General features: G+C 74.0%; 11 protein-coding genes and 1 other RNA gene. 10 read left to right on the forward strand and 2 right to left on the reverse strand.

Features of this window, described 5'->3' with window-relative positions:
• The 4 genes from ACZJYS_RS14875 to ACZJYS_RS14890 form a co-directional block, all read left to right on the forward strand.
• The coding region (locus tag ACZJYS_RS14875) for an aldehyde dehydrogenase family protein (protein WP_493179324.1) at window positions 1–1,423 on the forward strand (1,423 nt) is incomplete at its 5' end.
• 185 nt (window positions 1,424–1,608) lie between these two features.
• Entirely contained in the window at window positions 1,609–3,873 is a 2,265-nt protein-coding gene (locus ACZJYS_RS14880; RefSeq protein ID WP_493179326.1) for an HWE histidine kinase domain-containing protein, read from the forward strand.
• 53 nt (window positions 3,874–3,926) lie between these two features.
• Complete coding sequence (locus ACZJYS_RS14885) at window positions 3,927–5,219, forward strand: AmpG family muropeptide MFS transporter (RefSeq protein WP_109516069.1); 1,293 nt, start codon at window positions 3,927–3,929, stop codon at window positions 5,217–5,219.
• Between the two features lie 46 nt (window positions 5,220–5,265).
• On the forward strand, window positions 5,266–6,066 hold the full coding sequence (locus ACZJYS_RS14890; RefSeq protein WP_379650586.1) for a DUF1206 domain-containing protein: 801 nt from the start codon (window positions 5,266–5,268) through the stop codon (window positions 6,064–6,066).
• 10 nt (window positions 6,067–6,076) lie between these two features.
• On the opposite strand, the gene ACZJYS_RS14895 is transcribed toward ACZJYS_RS14890, so the two are convergent.
• Both ACZJYS_RS14895 and ACZJYS_RS14900 read right to left on the reverse strand, forming a co-directional pair.
• Window positions 6,077–8,965, reverse strand: a complete 2,889-nt coding sequence (locus ACZJYS_RS14895) for an AsmA family protein (protein WP_109516071.1) — start codon at window positions 8,963–8,965, stop codon at window positions 6,077–6,079.
• The gene (locus tag ACZJYS_RS14900; protein ID WP_493179331.1) at window positions 8,965–12,606 is read right to left on the reverse strand and encodes a hydantoinase B/oxoprolinase family protein; all 3,642 of its coding nucleotides are present in this window, start codon (window positions 12,604–12,606) and stop codon (window positions 8,965–8,967) included. The genes ACZJYS_RS14895 and ACZJYS_RS14900 overlap by 1 nt, the downstream gene beginning before the upstream one ends.
• 145 nt (window positions 12,607–12,751) lie before the next feature.
• Here ACZJYS_RS14900 and ACZJYS_RS14905 point away from each other — a divergent pair, with 145 nt between their 5' ends.
• The 6 genes from ACZJYS_RS14905 to ftsL form a co-directional block, all read left to right on the forward strand.
• Window positions 12,752–13,510, forward strand: a complete 759-nt coding sequence (locus tag ACZJYS_RS14905; RefSeq protein ID WP_379650580.1) for a TerB family tellurite resistance protein — start codon at window positions 12,752–12,754, stop codon at window positions 13,508–13,510.
• Window positions 13,507–14,283, forward strand: a complete 777-nt coding sequence (locus ACZJYS_RS14910; protein WP_493179333.1) for an N-acetylmuramoyl-L-alanine amidase — start codon at window positions 13,507–13,509, stop codon at window positions 14,281–14,283. Before ACZJYS_RS14905 ends, ACZJYS_RS14910 begins: the two co-directional genes overlap by 4 nt.
• Window positions 14,284–14,352: 69 nt before the next feature.
• Window positions 14,353–14,765: RNase P RNA component class A (rnpB, locus tag ACZJYS_RS14915), an RNA gene on the forward strand.
• A 286-nt stretch (window positions 14,766–15,051) separates the two neighbouring features.
• A complete protein-coding gene (gene mraZ, locus ACZJYS_RS14920) occupies window positions 15,052–15,513 on the forward strand; it encodes a division/cell wall cluster transcriptional repressor MraZ (RefSeq protein WP_109516074.1) in 462 nt (153 codons plus the stop codon).
• On the forward strand, window positions 15,510–16,445 hold the full coding sequence (rsmH, locus tag ACZJYS_RS14925) for a 16S rRNA (cytosine(1402)-N(4))-methyltransferase RsmH (protein ID WP_493179336.1): 936 nt from the start codon (window positions 15,510–15,512) through the stop codon (window positions 16,443–16,445). The genes mraZ and rsmH overlap by 4 nt, the downstream gene beginning before the upstream one ends.
• Window positions 16,445–16,866: cell division protein FtsL (gene ftsL, locus ACZJYS_RS14930; protein WP_493179338.1), on the forward strand; the 422-nt coding region annotated here is incomplete at its 3' end. The genes rsmH and ftsL, both read left to right, overlap by 1 nt.

Below are 16,866 nucleotides of genomic sequence, written 5' to 3' on the forward strand. Positions count from 1 at the left end.
CGGCCGCTACACCCCGGCCCGCTCGGGCCGCACCTTCGCGGTGGTGAACCCCGCCACCGGCGGGACGGTGGCCGAGGCGGCGGACGGGGATGCCGCGGATGTCGAGGCCGCGGTGGCCGAGGCGGCGCGCGCGCAGAAGGAATGGGCCAAGGTGCCCGCCCGCAAGCGCGGCGCGCTGGTGCACAAGGCGGCGCAGCTGATCCGCGAGCATGTCGAGGAGCTGTCGCGGCTGGTGGCGCTCGAGACCGGCAAGGCGCTGCGCACGGAGAGCCGCGTCGAGGCCAACAACGTGGCCGACATCTTCGAGTTCTTCGGCGGCCTCGGCGGCGAGATCAAGGGCGAGACGGTGCCCTTCGCGCCGGAGGTGCTGAACATCACGGTGCGCGAGCCGCTCGGCGTGGTGGGCGCCATCATCCCGTGGAACATCCCGATGATGCTGATGGCGCTGAAGGCGGCGCCCGCGCTGGTCGCCGGCAACAGCATCGTCGTCAAGTCGGCGGAGGAGGCGCCGCTCGCGGTGCTGCGCATCGTCGATCTGATGAACCGCGTGCTGCCGGCGGGCGTGTTCAACATCCTCTCCGGCCAGGGGCCGGAATGCGGCGCGCCGCTCGTCGAACATAAGCTCGTGAAGAAGGTGACCTTCACCGGCTCGGTCGAGACCGGCAAGATCATCTACCGCGCGGCGGCGGAGAAGCTCATCCCCGTCACGCTCGAACTCGGCGGCAAGTCGCCGATGATCGTCTTCGCCGATTGCGATTTCGAAAAGACCGTGCAGGGCGCGCTGACCTCCATGCGCTTCACCCGCCAGGGGCAGAGCTGCACGGCGGCCAGCCGCATCTTCGTCGAGCGCCCGATCTACGAGAAGTTCGTGGCCGAGATGGCCAAGCGGGTCGATGCCATGGTGATGGGCGACCCGCTGGACGAGAAGACCGACATCGGCACCATCATCTCGCCCGGCCAGTTCGAGAAGGTGCAGGGCTTCATCGAGGAGGGGAAGGCCACCGCCGGCGCCGAGGGCCGCGCCTGCTCGGCGATGCCCGCCGATCCCGCGCTGAAGAAGGGCCTGTTCATCCAGCCGCACATCTTCACCGGGCTCGACAAGGAGAGCCGCCTGGTGCGCGAGGAGATCTTCGGCCCCGTCACCGTCGTGTTTCCCTTCGACGACGCCGAGGCGGTGCTGGAGGCGGCCAACGACACCGAGTTCGGCCTCGCCGCGAGCGTCTGGACCAACAACCTCAAGATCGCGCTCGGCTTCGCCCACCGCATCGAGGCGGGGCTGGTGCAGGTGAACCAGAACCTCGTCGTGCAGCCGAACCTTTCCTATGGCGGCGTGAAGGCCTCGGGCCTCGGCAAGGAGGCGAGCCTCGAATCCATGCTCGAGCACTTCACGCACAAGAAGACCATCATGGTGAACATGGCCTGAGGCCGTTTGCCGACATCGCCCGCTTCGTAAGTTTTCGTCACGAAACGGGCGATACTGCGGGGGCCGTGGCCTGAACAACGCAATGTGCTTCGCGCGCCGCAGGGGTTTCGGGTAGGCCGGTCACGCCTGCCTGAATTGTCCTGCGCGGTCATCTGGGGGCAGGCAGCCTCAGAGATTGGCATGGCATGAGCACTGGAAAGCTGCAGGACAGGACCGCGCCGAAACCCCGAAGACCTGCCCGCTTCCGCGTCCACATCCTGCGGCTGGTGCTCGCCACGGCGCTGCCGCTGGTGGCACTCTCGGCCGGCCTCGCGGTGTGGACGGCGCAGGAGCAGCGTGGCGACATGCTGCGCGCCATGGCAGACACCGCCAACGCGTTGCAGCTTGCGGTCGACCGCGAGCTGCGCGTCACCATCGCGGCGCTGGAGGTGCTTTCCACCTCGCCCGACCTCGACCGCGCCCTGCAGCAGGAGGCGGCGGAGCAGGCGCTGGCCTCGTTCCACGCCCAGGCCTCGGCGCTGGTGGCGCGCCGCACGGCGGCGCTGCTGAATGTCAGCCTCTACTCGGTCGGGACAGCCCGCCAGGTGCTGAACACGCTGGTGGTCCCCGGCGCGGTGCTGCCGGCCGGCCGGCCGATGCGCTTCCCGCCCCGCCCGGAGGCCGGCGGGCAGGAGGCCCCCGCCTTCATGCGCGCCGTGCTGCAGGGGGACGAGCCCTATGTCTCGGACCTCTACTGGCCGGCCCTGGCGCGCAACTGGGTGGTGGCCGTGGCCCTGCCGGTGCGGCGGGAGGGGCGCACCATCGCCGTGCTGGCGGCCAATCTCCGCCCCGAGGGCATCGCCCGCATCCTGCAGGACCAGTCGCCGCCGCCGGGCTGGATCGCCTCCGTGGTGGACCGCTCCGGCATCGTCGTCGCGCGCTCGCTGGAGCAGGAGGTGTGGCTCGCGCAGCCCGCCACGCCGGAGATCCGCGCCTTCCTGCAGGCCGGCCAGGGCCGGGGCGGGCTGGTCCGCACCCATTCCTACGACAAGGTGCCGGTCTACGCCGCGGTCCGCCGCACCGGCACCATGCCCTGGATGGTGGTCTACGCGGCGCCGCGCCTGCAGGTGGACGGCCCGCTCTGGCGGGCGCTCGGCCTCGCCAGCGTGGGCGGGCTGTGCGCCGCCCTCATGGCCGCGCTGGCCGCGCTGTGGCTCGGCCGCATACTGGGGCGGGAGATCGAGGGGCTGGGCATCGACGCCGCCGCCGTCGCCCTGGCGGAGGCACCGCCCCCGGCTCGTGCCTCCGCCACGGTGCGGGAGGTGGCCATGGCGCGGGCCAGCCTGATCCGCGCCGGCGAGGCGCTGCGCCTGCGCGCCCGTGCCAAGCGGGAGGCCGAGGCCAACCAGGCGCTGCTGGTGCGCGAGGTGGACCACCGCGCCAAGAACGCGCTGGCCGTGGCCCTTTCCCTGGTGCGGCTGGCCCCGCGCGACGTGCCGCCGGAGCGCTTCGCCACCTCGGTGGAGGGGCGTGTCGCCGCCATGGCGCGGGCGCACGCGCTGCTGGCCAGCCATGCCTGGCTGGGGGCCGAGCTGCGCGCGGTGGCGGAGGGCGAGCTGGCCGCGCACCAGGGTGCCGTCCGCATCGACGGCCCGCCGGCGCGCATCGCCGCGATCGCCGTGCAGCCGCTGTCCATGCTGCTGCATGAGATGTCCGCCAATGCGGTGCGGCATGGCGCGCTGAGCCACCCGGAGGGACGCCTCTCGCTGAGCTGGGCCTTCACCGGCCAGGATGGCGGGCTGCGCCTGTTGTGGGAGGAGAGCGGCGTGCCGCAGGCCGACACCGCGCCGCCCGACCTGCCGCCACCGCGCCCCGGCTTCGGGCTCCGGCTGGTGCGGCAACTGGCCGAGCGGCAGCTGGGCGGCCTGCTGCGCCTGGTCTGGGGCGAGGATGGGCTGCGCGCCTCCCTCACCCTGCCGGCCCGGCATGTCAGCGCGCCGGACGGCCCCGCCTGGCGCACCGCCGCGCCGATCCTGGCCACCCCGGCCGAGGCCGCCACGGCGCTGCTGCCGCTGATCGACGACCCCTCCTCTCCGCCCAGCGTGCTGGTGGTGGAGGATGAGTCGATGCTGGCGCTGGAGGCGGCGGTGCTGCTGCAGGAGATGGGCTGCACGCCGGTGGGCCCGGCGCACACCCTGCAGGAGGCGCTGGCCCTGGCAGCCGGCACGCCGCGGCTGAGCGCCGCGTTGCTGGACGTGAACCTGGCCGGCGAGGTGGTCTTCCCGCTCGCCGAGGTGCTGCGGGCGCGGCAGGTGCCCATCATCTTCATCACCGGCTATGGCAGCGATGCCGAGCTGTCCGTCCATGCCGCGGCGGCCACGGCGGTGCTGCGCAAGCCCTATGCGCGCGGCGCCCTGGCCGAGGCGCTGGGCCGTGCCCTGCGCCACCGCCCGGAGCCGGGCACCGCCTGAGGCGGCGCGGCGGCGGTTCAAAAGCCGCCCCGCGCATGGCAGGGTGGGCGCCCATGCGCCTTCCCCTCCCCGCGATCGCCAGCGACCGCCGATTCCTCATCATGCTGGCCCTTGGCTTCTCCGCCGGGGTTCCGCTGCCGCTCACCGCCTTCGTGCTGCGGCAGTGGATGTCGGAAGCCAACATTCCGCTCACCGCCATCGGGCTGACGGCGCTGATCGGCCTCTCCTACTCGCTGAAATTCCTCTGGGCGCCGCTGATCGACCATGCGGCGCCGCCCTTCTTCCGCCGCTGGGGCCGGCGGCGCGGCTGGCTGGCCAGCATCCAGCCGGTGCTGGCGCTTGCCATCCTGGCGCTCGGCTTCACCAACCCGGCCGTGGCGCCGGAGATCACGGTGGCGGTCGCGGTGCTGGTGGCCTTCCTCTCCGCCAGCCAGGACATCGTGGTGGATGCCTACCGCATCGAGTTCCTGGAGGAGCGGCAGCAGGGCCTTGGCCTCGCCTACTATGTCTGGGGCTATCGCGGCGCGCTGCTGGCCTCCAACGCCGGCGCGCTGACGGTGGCCGAGTTCGCCGGCTGGACGGCGGCCTTCGCCTATTGCGCGGCGCTGGTGGGCATCGGCTTCGTCGCGGTGTGGCGCGGGCCGGAGCCGGCGGCGGCGCCCGCCTCGGCGCTGGGCTGGTCGGCGCGGCTGCGCGCCGCGGTGGTGGACCCCTTCGCCGATTTCGTCCGCCGCCCCTACTGGCTCTGGATCCTGCTGTTCATCGCCCTGTTCAAGCTGGGCGAGGCGCTGGCGGGGGTGATGACGGCGCCCTTCTACCGCGACCTCGGCTTCTCCCGCACCGAGGTGGCGGCGGTCTCCAGCGTGTTCGGCCTGTTCGCCACGCTGCTCGGCGCGCTGGCGGGGGGCTGGCTGGTGGTGCGCATCGGCACCGCCCGCGCCCTGGTGCTGACCGGCCTGACGCAGATGCTCTCCAACCTGATGTACGTGGCGCTCGCCCATGCCGGGCACGACATGCCCATGCTCTGGGCCCAGGTGGGCGTCGAGAACTTCACCGACGGCCTGGCCGACGCCGCCTTCGTCACCTACCTCTCCAGCCTCACCAGCCGCGCCTTCACCGCCACGCAATACGCGTTGCTCTCCTCCCTGGCGGCGGTGCCGCTGCGCACGCTGGGCGCCAGTTCCGGCTCCCTCGCCGAATGGCTGGGCTGGGCGGATTTCTTCCTGCTCACCACCTTCGCGGCGCTGCCCGCCATGGGGGTCATGCTGTTCCTGCTGGCGCGGCTGCCGCCGGCGCGGCGGCACCCGCCGGAAGAGAGTTCGGCGCTGCCTGCATCGGAAAGCTGAGTCGCGGCGTTACAGAGGTCCCGCACTCGCACCGGAGGCCCTGCCCGTGCCATCCCATCGCCATGCGCTCGAGATGTTCGCGCGGCTCGGCTACGCCGCGCGCGGCGCGGTCAGCCTGATTATCGGCTCGCTGGCGCTGCTGGCGGCCGTCGGGCCCGGCGGCCAGGCCACAGGCTCGAAGGGGGCGCTGCGGGAGCTGCTGCTGCACCCCTTCGGCGGCGTCCTGCTGGGCGTGGTGGGGCTCGGCCTGTTCGGCTTCGCCCTGTGGCGGGCCCTGCAGGGGCTGCTCGATGCCGACAACCATGGCCACGGCGCCAAGGCGCTGGCCATCCGTGGCGGCGCCCTGATCTCGGCGGTCGCCTATACCGGCCTCGGCATCTCCGCCTTCGGCCTCCTGCTCGGCCGCGGCGGCGGCGGCGGCGGCGACGACCAGTCGGCGCAGGACTGGACGCGCTGGCTGCTGGCCAAGCCGGCGGGCGAGGTGCTGGTGGCGGCGATCGGGCTGATCGTCATGGGGGTGGGCGTGGCGATGCTGGCGCGCGGCTGGCGCGCCTCCTTCACCCGCCACCTGCGCTGCCCGGCCGAGGCCTCCCGCTGGGTGGTGCCGCTCGGCCGGCTCGGCTTCGCGGCGCGCGGGGTGGTGTTCCTCATCATCGGGCTGTTCCTGGTGGTGGCCGCCTGGCAGTCCGACCCGCAGGAGGTGCGCGGCCTGGGCAGCGCCCTGCTGGCCCTCCAGGCGCAGCCCTTCGGCCGCGTGCTGTTCGGGGTGGTGGCGCTGGGCCTGGCCGCCTTCGGCGCCTTCGAGTTCGCGGAGGCGCGCTACCGCCGCATCGACGCGCCCGGCTGAGCCGGGGCGCTCAGCGCTCCGCCCGCCAGCGCAGCCAGGGCGCCAGCTCCGGAACACGGCGCGGCAGGGGCAGCGGCCCGGTCAGACGCAGGCCGAATTCCGGCCCCTCCGCGTCGCGCAGCGCCAGCATCAGGTCCATGCCGGCCCGTGCCAGATCCACCTCGCCGGCCAGGGTGGCGCCAGCCGTCTCGGCCATCGCCATGCGCCCCTGCTCCAGCACCGCGCGCCCGGACTGGATGCGCGCGGCGAGGTCGAATGCCTCGAAGGCGGTTGCGCCATCGCCCAGCGCGGCCCGCAGCCCGGCCTCGGCGGTGCCGGAATCGGTACGCTCGGCGGCGGCCAGGGCCCCGCGCAGGTCGGCGCCGGCGAGGATGCCGTCGCGCACCGAGAACCGCGCCTGGCCTTCCAGCGTGGCGAGCAGGGCGGCGGGGCTGTGGCCCGTGGCGCGCAACCGCACCTCCCCCTCCACCCGCCCGGCCGAGAGGTCGAGCGGCAGGCCGGTGAGCGGGCCGGTCAGGGCGACACCCGAGACATTGCCCTGCACGGCCAGGGTGGGCGGGCTGGCGGCACCGTCCAGCCGCAACGCGCCGGAGAGGCGCCCGCCGGCAAGCTGGCCACGGAGGCCCTCCAGCGCGAGGGTGCCATCCTGCAGGCGCAGCGTGGCGGAAGCCTGCTCCAGCACCGGCAGCCCCACCGGCTCCACGCGCTGCGCCGCCAGCGCCAGCTCGGCATCCAGCAGCTGGAGCCCTTCCAGCACCATCGGCTCGCGCGAGCGCCAGTCGAGGCCCGGCAGCAGCAGCCGCTCGGCCGAGACGCGCCCGGTCAGGCGTGGCTGGCGCGCGCCCTGCGCCAGGCTGAGTTGCCCGCTCAGCCGCAGTCCGGCGGCGACCAGGTCGAAATTCTCCGCCGTCAGCTCCTGCGGCGAGAGCGCGACATTGGCGATGAGCGAGAGCGAGCCCTCATCCAGCCAGCCAGGCAGGGCGAGGCTGGCCAGCTCCGCCAGCAGGCGGGGCGCGCCCGGGTGGCGCAGCGTCAGCGCGCCGGCGTAGCGCGGCAGGGCGAGGTCCAGCGTGCCGTTCAGCTCCGCCCGCAGGTCGCCCAGTTCCAGCCCGCCGCGCAGCGCCAGCGCGCCGGCGGGGCCGCTGCCGGAGAGCCGCAGCGAGAGTGGCGCCCCCGCGATCGGCATGTGGTCCGGCCAGCCGCCGGGCAGCAGCGCCAGCAGCGGCGCCGCGACGGGAGCGCTCACTTCCAGCGCTAGGTCGGTCAGCCGCGGTGCCGGGCCGAGCTGCGCAACGCCGGAGAGGGCCAACTCGCTCTCCGCCAGGCGGGCGGCGAGGCGGCGGGCGGTGAGGCGGCCATTCTCCAGCGCGGCGTCGGCGGAGAGGCCCTGGAAAGTCAGGCCGCGCCATTCAGCCTGCTCGGCGGAGAGGCGCAGATTGGCGTCGATGCCGGCCAGGCGCGCCTGGATGGCAGGCCAGCCGATGCCGGATGGCAGCCAGCCATCCAGCGCCAGCTTCTCGAAATTCAGCCCGAGTCCCAGCGCCGGCCGCGGGCCGAAGCGCAACACCCCGGCGCCGGAGACCCGGTTGCCGTCCAGCGTGGCGGTGAATTCAGGAATGGCCGCCTGGTTCTCGTCCAGCGTCAGGCGCAGCCTGCCCTCGCCACGGCGCAGGTGGGAGGGATCGGTGCCCTCCAGCGGCAGGCCGAGGGCGGCGAGGGTGGCGCGCAGCCCCTCGCCCCGGAAGCGCAGCGCCGCCTCCAGCCGGCCGGCGCCGGGCCGGCCGGTGGTGGCGCCGTCCAGCTCGATCTCGGTGTCGCCCGGCAGCAGGGCGCCGATATTGGTCAGCGTCAGGCGCTCGCCATCCAGGGAGAGGGCGCCGCGCAGCCGGCGCAGCGTCACGCCGCGCAGCTGGGCGGCCTCCGCCGTCAGGTCCAGGCCGAATGGCAGGGGCGGCCCGCCGGCGCCGCGCAGCGCCGCCACCCACGGGTCCAGTTCCACCCGGCCGGTCTGCAGCGCGATGTCGAGGCGCGGCACGGGGCTGACGCGCAGCGTGGCGGCGCCGCGCGCCGGGCTGCCGGCGATGTCGAGGCTCAGATCCTCCGCCGCCAGCAGCTCGGCCGTGACGCTGAGCCGGCCGCGCAGCCGGAAGCTGCCCGGCGGCGCCGGCAGCAGCGCCGCGAGGTCGCTGCCGCCGCCCTGCAGGCTGCCCTCGAAGCCACCCTCCGGCAGCAGCACGCCGCTGGCGGAGACGGAGGCGCGGGCGCCGCTCAGCGTCAGCGCCAGCGGCGCGATGCCATCCCAGCCCGGGCGGCCGAGCGTGGTCTCGAAGGCCACCTCGGTCTGCCGCCAGCGGAACTGGCCGTCGATGCGCAGCGCATCGGCCGGGCCGCCGGCGGCGAGATCGGCCTCCACCTGCTCCAGCGCCACCTGGCCGAGGATGATGCGGGAATCCTGGATGCGGCCCTGCAACCCGGTGAGCCAGGGTGGCGGGCGGAAGGGCTGGCCGGGCGCCGGCGGCCAGGGCAGGCGGATCTCGGCGCCGACCACCGCCACCTCGCGCGGCTCCAGCTCCAGCCGCAGCAGGGCGGCCCAATCCAGCCGCAGCCGCAGCGCCCGCGCCTCGATCGAGATCTCGCCATCCGGCCCGCCGATGGTGACGCCGCCCGCCTCCAGCATGGGCTGCGGCAGCAGCGCCAGCCGCACCGGGCCGGCCAGCGTCACCGGCTGGCCAAGCCGGCCGGCGGCGAGGATGGCCAGCCGGTCGCGGTGCTCGTTCCAGTCCGTCAGGCGCGGGCCGAACCACAGGCCGGCCAGCACCAGCAGCGGCAGCAGCGCCAGCGCGCCCAGGGCCAGCCAGCGGCCGCGCCCGGGCGGGGCGGATGGCGCGGGCCGTGGCATCAGCCGGACCGGGCCTCCCCCGCCGCGCCCCAGCCGCCGCCGCCGGGCGTCTCCAGCCCCAGCACCTCGCCCTCGGCGAGCTCGGCGCGGTCCCGCCCGCCGAGGGGCTGCACCGTGCCGTCCAGCCGCTCCACCCATTGCCGGCCGGGCGCGCCGTCGGCGCCGCCATGCAGCCCGTGCGGCGGCACCTCGCGCCGGCTGGCGACGATGATGGCCTGCATCGGCCGCAGGAAGCGGATGCGCCGCCGCGCGCCATCGCCGCCGCGCCAGCGCCCCCGCCCGCCCGAGCCGCGGCGGATGGCGAACTCCTCCAGCCGCACCGGGTAGCGCAGCTCAAGGATCTCAGGGTCGGTCATGCGGGTGTTGGTCATGTGGGTCTGCACGGCCGAGGCGCCGTCGAACCCCTCCCCCGCGCCGGTGCCGCCGCACACCGTCTCGTAGTACTGGTAGCGGTCGTCGCCGAAGAGCAGGTTGTTCATCGTCGCCTGGGCGCAGGCGCAGGCGTCGAGCGCGGCGAGCAGCGCGTTGGCGGTGTTCTGGCTGACCTCCGTGTTGCCGGCCACCACCGCGGCACCCGGCTCGGGCGAGAGGAAGGAGCCGCGCGGCACCACGATCTCCAGCGGCACCAGGCAGCCATCGTTGAGCGGGATGTCCTCGCCCACCAGGCAGCGGAAGCAGTAGAGCACCACGGCGCGCGTCACCGCCTCGGGGGCGTTGAAGTTGCCGGGGCGCTGCGGCGCGGTGCCGGTGAAGTCGATGGTGGCGCGGCGCGCGGCGCGGTCCACCCGCACGGCGACACGCAGCGGCGCGCCATCGTCCATGGTGTAGGCGAATTCGCCGTCCTGCAGCCGGTCCAGCACCTGCCGCACCGCCTCCTCGGCATTGTCCATCACATGGCGCATATAGGCGCGCACGGTGGGCAGGCCGAATTGCGAGACCGCCCGGCGCAGCTCCTGCACGCCCGTCTCGTTGGCCGCCACCTGGGCCTTGATGTCGGCCACGTTCACATCCGGGCTGCGCGCCGGGTACTTCGCGCCCGCCAGCAGGGCGCGGAAGGGCGCCTCCTGGAAGGCGCCGCCATCGACGAGCAGGAAGTCGTCGATGACCACCCCCTCCTCCTCCAGCGTGCGGGAATCGGGGGGCGTGGAGCCGGGGGTGAGGCCGCCGATATCGGCGTGGTGGCCACGGCTGCCGACGAAGAACAGGATCTCCCTCCCCGCCTCGTCGAAGACCGGGGTGATGACGGTGATGTCCGGCAGGTGGGTGCCGCCATTGTAGGGGTTGTTCAGCGCCACCACGTCGCCGGGCTTCAGCGTGGCGCCGCGACTGTCGATGACGGTGCGGACGCTCTGCCCCATGGCGCCGAGATGCACCGGCACGTGCGGCGCGTTGGCCACGAGGCGCCCCTCGGCGTCGAAGATGGCGCAGGAGAAGTCCAGCCGCTCCTTGATGTTCACGCTGAGCGAGGTGTTCTGCAGCACCGTGCCGGTCTGCTCGGCGATGCTCATGAACAGGTTGTTGAACAGCTCCAGCAGCACCGGGTCCGGCCGCGCGGCGGCGCCCGCGCCGGCCTCGGCCGTCTCCGCCTTCGGGCGCGGCGTGGTGCGGCGGAGGATCATGTGGTCGAGCGGCGTCACCTCGGCGGTCCAGCCCGGCTCGACCACGGTGGTCGCGGTGCGCTCGCGGATCAGCGCCGGGCCGGCGATGCGGTCGCCCGCGCGGAGCGCCTCGCGGTCCAGCACCGGGGCCGCGTGCTCGGTGCCGCCGGTGAAAAGCGGCACGGTGTCCACCGCCGCCGGCGCCTCGCCCGCGGCGCGGGGCGGCAGGCGGGGCTCCTCTACCGCCTCGCCGGGGGCGATGACCTCCACCACGCAGGCCTCCACCAGCACCGGCCGCTCGGGCGTGGCGAAGCCGAAGCGGCGGCGATGCGCCTCGGTGAAGGCTTCGAGCACGGCCGCGTGGTCGCCGAAGGGCACCGGCAGGAAGCTGTCCGTGCCGGCATAGCGCAGGTGCAGGCGCGGCTCGGCGCGCAGCCGGGCGGGCTCGGCGCCCTGGGCCTCCAGCGCCGCGCGGCCCTCCGCCTCCAGCCCGGCGATGCGCTCCGCCAGCGCTTCCATCCCCTCGGGCGAGAGCGGCGCCTCGATGGCGGCCTCCTGGATCACGCCCTGGTCGGCCAGCCCCATGCCATAGGCGGAGAGCACGCCGGCGAAGGGGTGGATGAACACCGTCTCCATGCCCAGCTCGTCCGCCACCAGGCAGGCATGCTGGCCGCCGGCGCCGCCGAAGCATTGCAGCGCGTGGCCGGCGGGGTCGTGCCCCTTCTGGATGGAGACCTGCTTGATGGCCTGCGCCATGTTGGCGACGGCGATGCGGAGGAACCCCTCGGCCACGGCGCGCGGGTCCTGCCGCGGCTGGCCGGTGGCGGCGGCGATCTCGGCGGCCATCGCCGAGAATTTCTCGCGCACCACCGCGGCATCCAGCGGCTCGTCCCCGTTCGGGCCGAAGATCGGCGGGAAGTGGGCGGGCTGGATCTTGCCCGCCATGACATTGGCGTCCGTCACCGTCAGCGGGCCGCCGCGCCGGTAGCAGGCGGGGCCGGGCACGGCGCCGGCGCTCTCCGGCCCCACGCGGAAGCGGGCGCCGTCGAAGGAGAGGATGGAGCCGCCGCCCGCCGCCACGGTGTTGATGGCCATCATCGGCGCGCGCATCCGCACGCCCGCCACCACCGTCTCGAAGGCGCGCTCGAACTGGCCGGCATAGAGCGCCACGTCGGTCGAGGTGCCGCCCATGTCGAAGCCGATGATCTTCGTCAGGCCCGCCATGCCGGCGGTGCGGGCGGCACCGACGATGCCGCCCGCGGGGCCGGAGAGGATGGCGTCCTTGCCCTGGAACTTCTCCGCCCGCGTCAGGCCGCCGGAGGACTGCATGAAGTAGAGCGGCACGCCGGGGAGCTGCTCCGCCACCTGCTCCACATAGCGGCGCAGGATGGGGGAGAGGTAGGCGTCCACCACCGTGGTGTCCCCGCGCGGCACGATGCGCGGCAAGGGCGAGGCCTCGTGGCTGAGGCTGACCTGGGTGTAGCCCACCGCCCGCGCGATGGCGCCGAGCCGCCGCTCATGCTCCGGCGCCAGCCAGGCATGCATCAGCACGATGGCCACGGCGCGGATGCCGTCGGCGAAGCCGGCCTCCAGCGCGGCGCGGGCGGCGCCCTCGTCGAGCGGCTCGATCTCCTGCCCGTCGGCGGCGATGCGGCCGCCGATCTCCACGGCGCGCTCGTGCAGCAGCTCGGGCAGGCGGATGTCGAGGTCGAACAGCCGCGGCCGGGCCTGGTTGCCGATCCGCAGCGCATCGGCGAAGCCGCGGTTGACCAGCAGCAGCACCCGCTCGCCCTTGCGCTCCAGCAGGGCGTTGGTGGCCACCGTGGTGCCCATCTTCACCGCCTCGATGGTGCCGGGCGGAATCGGCGCGCCTTCGGGCAGGCCGAGGCAGGCGCGGATGCCGGCCACGGCCGCGTCGCGGTAGCGGCCCGGATTCTCGGACAGCAACTTCCGCGTGGACAGCGCCCCTGCGGGATCGCGTGCCACGATATCGGTGAAGGTGCCGCCCCGATCGACCCAGAACTGCCAGCCCGCTGCGGTCATCCCGTGCTCTCCGATTCTCGCCGCCTCCGTGTGGCGCCCGGCGGCGCGCCATGCAAGGGCCGAGACGCCACCGGAGGCAATGGCAGGCTGCCCCCGGGCATGGTAGGGAGAGGCTGACAGCACGAAGGCGGGAGGCTGGCGGGCCTTGAGTTTGTGGGGCAAGATCCTCGGCGGCGTGACGGGCTTCGCCATGGGCGGGCCGTTCGGCGCGGTGGTCGGGGCGGCGCTCGGCCATGCGGCCGACGAGGGGGCGACGCGCCTGCCGGAGCTGGACACCCGGCCCGAGGCCATCGCCCGCATCACCAACCGCGATCAGCTCTTCTCGATCGGCGTCATCGTGCTGTCGGCCAAGCTGGCCAAGGTGGATGGCGCGGTGAAGCGCGAGGAGATCGACGCCTTCAAGCGCGCCTTCCGCATCCCGCCCGAGAGCCAGCGGGAGGTGGGGCTGCTGTTCGACAAGGCGCGCGAGGAGCCGGGCGGCTACGAGCCCTTCGCCAACCGCATGGGCGAGGCCTTCGCCGACAACAGGGTGATGCTGGAGGAGGTGCTGACCGCGCTGCACCACATCGCCCGCGCCGACGGGCCGATGACGCGCAGCGAGGCGGTGTTCCTGGCGAAGGTGCGGCAGAGCTTCCGGCTGGACGATGCCAGCGAGGCGCGTGCCCAGGCCGGGCAGTCCGCCCTGGTGCGGCCGCGCGGGCCGGACCCCTATGCCGTGCTCGGCGTGCCGCCGGCCGCCACGGACGACCAGGTGCGCCAGGCCTGGCGCAAGCTGATGCGCGAATACCACCCGGACAGCCTGGCCGCGCGCGGCGTGCCGCCCGAGCAGGTGCGCCGCGCCTCCGACAAGGTGGCCGAGATCAACGCCGCCTGGGACCGCATCAAGCGGGAGCGCAATCTTTGAGGGGGGCGGCAGCGGCCGGGCAGACCCTCCCGGGAGCCTCCCTGGACACCGCCCTGCCCTGCCGGGACCGCGCCAGCCCCAACCACGATTCGCGCCCCGAGGGCGTGCCGGTGGACATGCTGGTGCTGCACTACACCGGCATGGCCAGCGCCGCCGCCGCGCTCGACCGGCTCTGCGACCCCGCCCCGCCGCCGCCGCTGCCCCGCGTCTCCTGCCATTACCTGGTGGAGGAGGACGGGCTGATCTGGCGGCTGGTGCCGGAGGGGCGGCGCGCCTGGCATGCCGGCATCTCCTTCTGGCGCGGGCACGAGACGCTGAACGGCCGCAGCATCGGCATCGAGATCGCCAATCCCGGCCATGAATGGGGCTACCGCCCCTTCCCCGCGCTGCAGATGGCGGCGGTGGCCGAGCTCTGCCTCGACATCCTGGCGCGCCACCCGATTCCGCCCTGCAACGTGGTCGGCCACAGCGACATCGCGCCCGACCGGAAGCAGGACCCGGGCGAGCTGTTCGACTGGGAAGGGCTGGCCGCCAACGGCGTCGGCCTGTGGCCGCGCGGCATCACCGGGGCGGAAACGGCACCGGCGCCGGGCGGCGTGGCGCGGGCGCTGCCGCTGCTGGCCCGCATTGGCTACCCGGTGGACCCGGCCCGGCCGGAACTGGCGCTGGCCGCCTTCCAGCGCCGCTGGCGGCAGGAAACCGTCGATGGCCGGGCCGATGCCGGCACCCTGCGGCGGCTGGAAGCCGTGGCGGCGCTGTATCCGCCGGTCTGAGCCGGCCCCGGCGCCGGGCACCCGCGGCGCATTGACTTCCCGGCGCCGCCGGCGCACAGGACCGCCGCGTCAGATGGCCGGGCGGCCGCTGGCTCCGGGCAGGTTCCGGGGCTGGAGGAAAGTCCGGGCTCCACGGGAATACGGTGCCGGTCAACGGCCGGCGAGGGCGACCTCAGGGAAAGTGCCACAGAAATCAGACCGCCAGCCCGGCTTGCCGCGCTGGTAAGGGTGAAACGGTGCGGTAAGAGCGCACCGCGCCCCTGGCAACAGGGGCGGCACGGTAAACCCCACCGGGAGCAAGGCCGAATAGGGGTGGCCGGCGGGAGTCCCGCGAGGGACTCGGCCGCAGGGGCGTTCCCGCCCCGCCACCCGGGTTGGCCGCGAGAGGCATGCCGCGAGGCATGTCCCAGAGGAATGGTCGCCCCGGGCAGGTGGCTTGCCGCCTGCCCGGACAGAACCCGGCTTACGGGCCATCTGACGCACACTCCCCAATCCGACTCACAATCCGAACAGTCGTAACACAGCGCCGAAGGTGCGCTGGATAAGACAATGTTTTCCCTGTGTTCGGGATGGGCTTTGGCGGGGGTTTTACCCTTGCTGCCCAAACTGAACCCATGATATCCCAACTTATCCCATGAACGATCCGTAGCTCGGGGGGGCGAGGGAGTCGTGAAGGGGATGGTCGGGTGAGCCGGCGGGGTCGGGGGGCCTCGCCGGCCGCTTTCCGGCCGGGACTTTATCACCGCCGCAGGGGGACAGGGCGGCCAGATGACCCGGTTCATGGGGACACACACCAATCGGCTGGACCGCAAGGGACGGGTTTCCGTGCCTGCGCCCTTTCGTGCGGAGCTCACCCGGCTGGGGAGCGACGAGCTGGTGCTGCGCCCTTCCCACAAGCATTCCTGCCTGGAGGCCTGGCCGATGCCCGCCTTCGAGGCCGAGACGGGCAAGCTGGAACAGCTCGAAGTGTTTTCCGACGAGCATGACGACCTCGCCGCCACCCTCTTCGCCGATTCCTATCCCATGCGCCCGGATGGCGAGGGCCGCATCATGCTGCCCGAGGAGCTGATCGCCCATGCTGGGCTGAGCGACTCCATCGCCTTCATCGGCCTGGGCCGCATCTTCCAGATGTGGGAGCCCGCCGCCGGGCGGCAGCGCAATCTCGCGGCACGGCAGAACGCCTCCGCGAAGGGCATGACCCTGCCCGCCACGCCGCGGGGCGCGGCATGAGCGGCCATGTCCCCGTCATGCTGGCCGAGGTGCTGGCCGCGCTCGCCCCGCGCGAGGGCGGGATCTATGTCGACGGCACCTTCGGCGGCGGCGGCTATGCCCGCGCCATCCTGGAGGCGGCGCCCTGCACCCTGCACGCCATCGACCGCGACCCGGATGCCATCGCCCGCGGCGCCGCTCTGCGCGATGCCTTCGCTGGCCGGCTGCACCTGCATGAGGGCCGCTTTGGCGACATGGGCACGCTGCTGGCCGAGGCTTCGGTGCCGGCGGTCGACGGCGTGGTGCTCGACCTCGGCGTCTCCTCCTTCCAGATCGACCAGGCGGAGCGCGGCTTCTCCTTCCGCTTCGACGGCCCGCTCGACATGCGGATGGAGAAGGCCGGCCCCTCCGCCGCCGACCTGGTGAACCGCCTGCCGGAGGCCGAGCTCGCCACCGTGCTGTGGGAGCTGGGCGAGGAGCGGCATTCCCGCCGCATCGCCCGCGCCATCGTCGCCGCCCGGCGCGAGGCGCCGATCGAGACGACGGGGCGGCTGGTGCAGGTCATCCATTCCGTGATGCCGCGCGACTCGTCCGGCATGGACAGCGCCACCCGCTCCTTCCAGGCGCTGCGCCTGAAGGTGAATGACGAGCTGGGCGAGGTGGAGCGCGGCCTCGCCGCCGCCGCGAAGCTGCTGGCCCCCGGCGGGCGGCTGGTGGTGGTGGCCTTCCACTCGCTGGAGGACCGTCTGGTGAAGCGCTTCATGCAGGCCGCCGCCGGCCGCGCCCCCGGCGCCTCGCGCCACACGCCGGCCGCCATGCACGCGCCTGTCACGCGCGCGGGGTTCCGCCTCGTCACGAACAACGCCCAGCGCCCGGGGGATGCCGAGACATCGGCCAACCCGCGCGCCCGATCCGCCCGCCTGCGGGCCCTTGAGAAGCTGGAGGAGGCCTGATGTTCCGCCCCCTGACCGTGGTCGCCATCGCTGCCTTCAGCCTGGTCGGCTGGCACGTCTACCGTGCCGAGGAAGCCGCGACGCAGCTCGACCGCGAGATGCGCGACCTGAACCGCCGCATCGAGCAGGCGCGGGAGCGGACCCAGGTGCTGCGCGCCGAATGGGCGATGCTGAACGAGCCGGAGCGGCTGCGCCAGGTGGCGCAGCGGCACCTGACGCTGGAGACCATGACCCCCGACCAGTTCGTGCGCATGGCCGAGCTGGAGCGGCGCCTGCCGCAGGCGGTGGCCTTCGCCGGGCCGGTCAGCCTGTTCGGCTCGGCACCCGAGGTGGCGGTGGCCGCGCCGCAGCCGGCCACCCAGGGCACGGTCCAGGCCGCCGCCCCGCAGCCGCCGGCGGCCGCCCGTGCCGCGGGCGCGGC

It is taken from the genome of Roseomonas sp. TS2 (assembly GCF_058833935.1).

What these genes read in the sequence shown, in the direction of transcription:
- ACZJYS_RS14880 (WP_493179326.1), top strand. Translation starts at nt 1,609, where the DNA reads ATGAGCACTGGAAAGCTGCAGGACAGGACCGCGCCGAAACCCCGAAGA.
- ACZJYS_RS14885 (WP_109516069.1), top strand. Translation starts at nt 3,927, where the DNA reads ATGCGCCTTCCCCTCCCCGCGATCGCCAGCGACCGCCGATTCCTCATC.
- ACZJYS_RS14895 (WP_109516071.1), bottom strand. Translation starts at nt 8,965, where the DNA reads ATGCCACGGCCCGCGCCATCCGCCCCGCCCGGGCGCGGCCGCTGGCTG.
- ACZJYS_RS14900 (WP_493179331.1), bottom strand. Translation starts at nt 12,606, where the DNA reads ATGACCGCAGCGGGCTGGCAGTTCTGGGTCGATCGGGGCGGCACCTTC.
- mraZ (WP_109516074.1), top strand. Translation starts at nt 15,052, where the DNA reads ATGACCCGGTTCATGGGGACACACACCAATCGGCTGGACCGCAAGGGA.
- rsmH (WP_493179336.1), top strand. Translation starts at nt 15,510, where the DNA reads ATGAGCGGCCATGTCCCCGTCATGCTGGCCGAGGTGCTGGCCGCGCTC.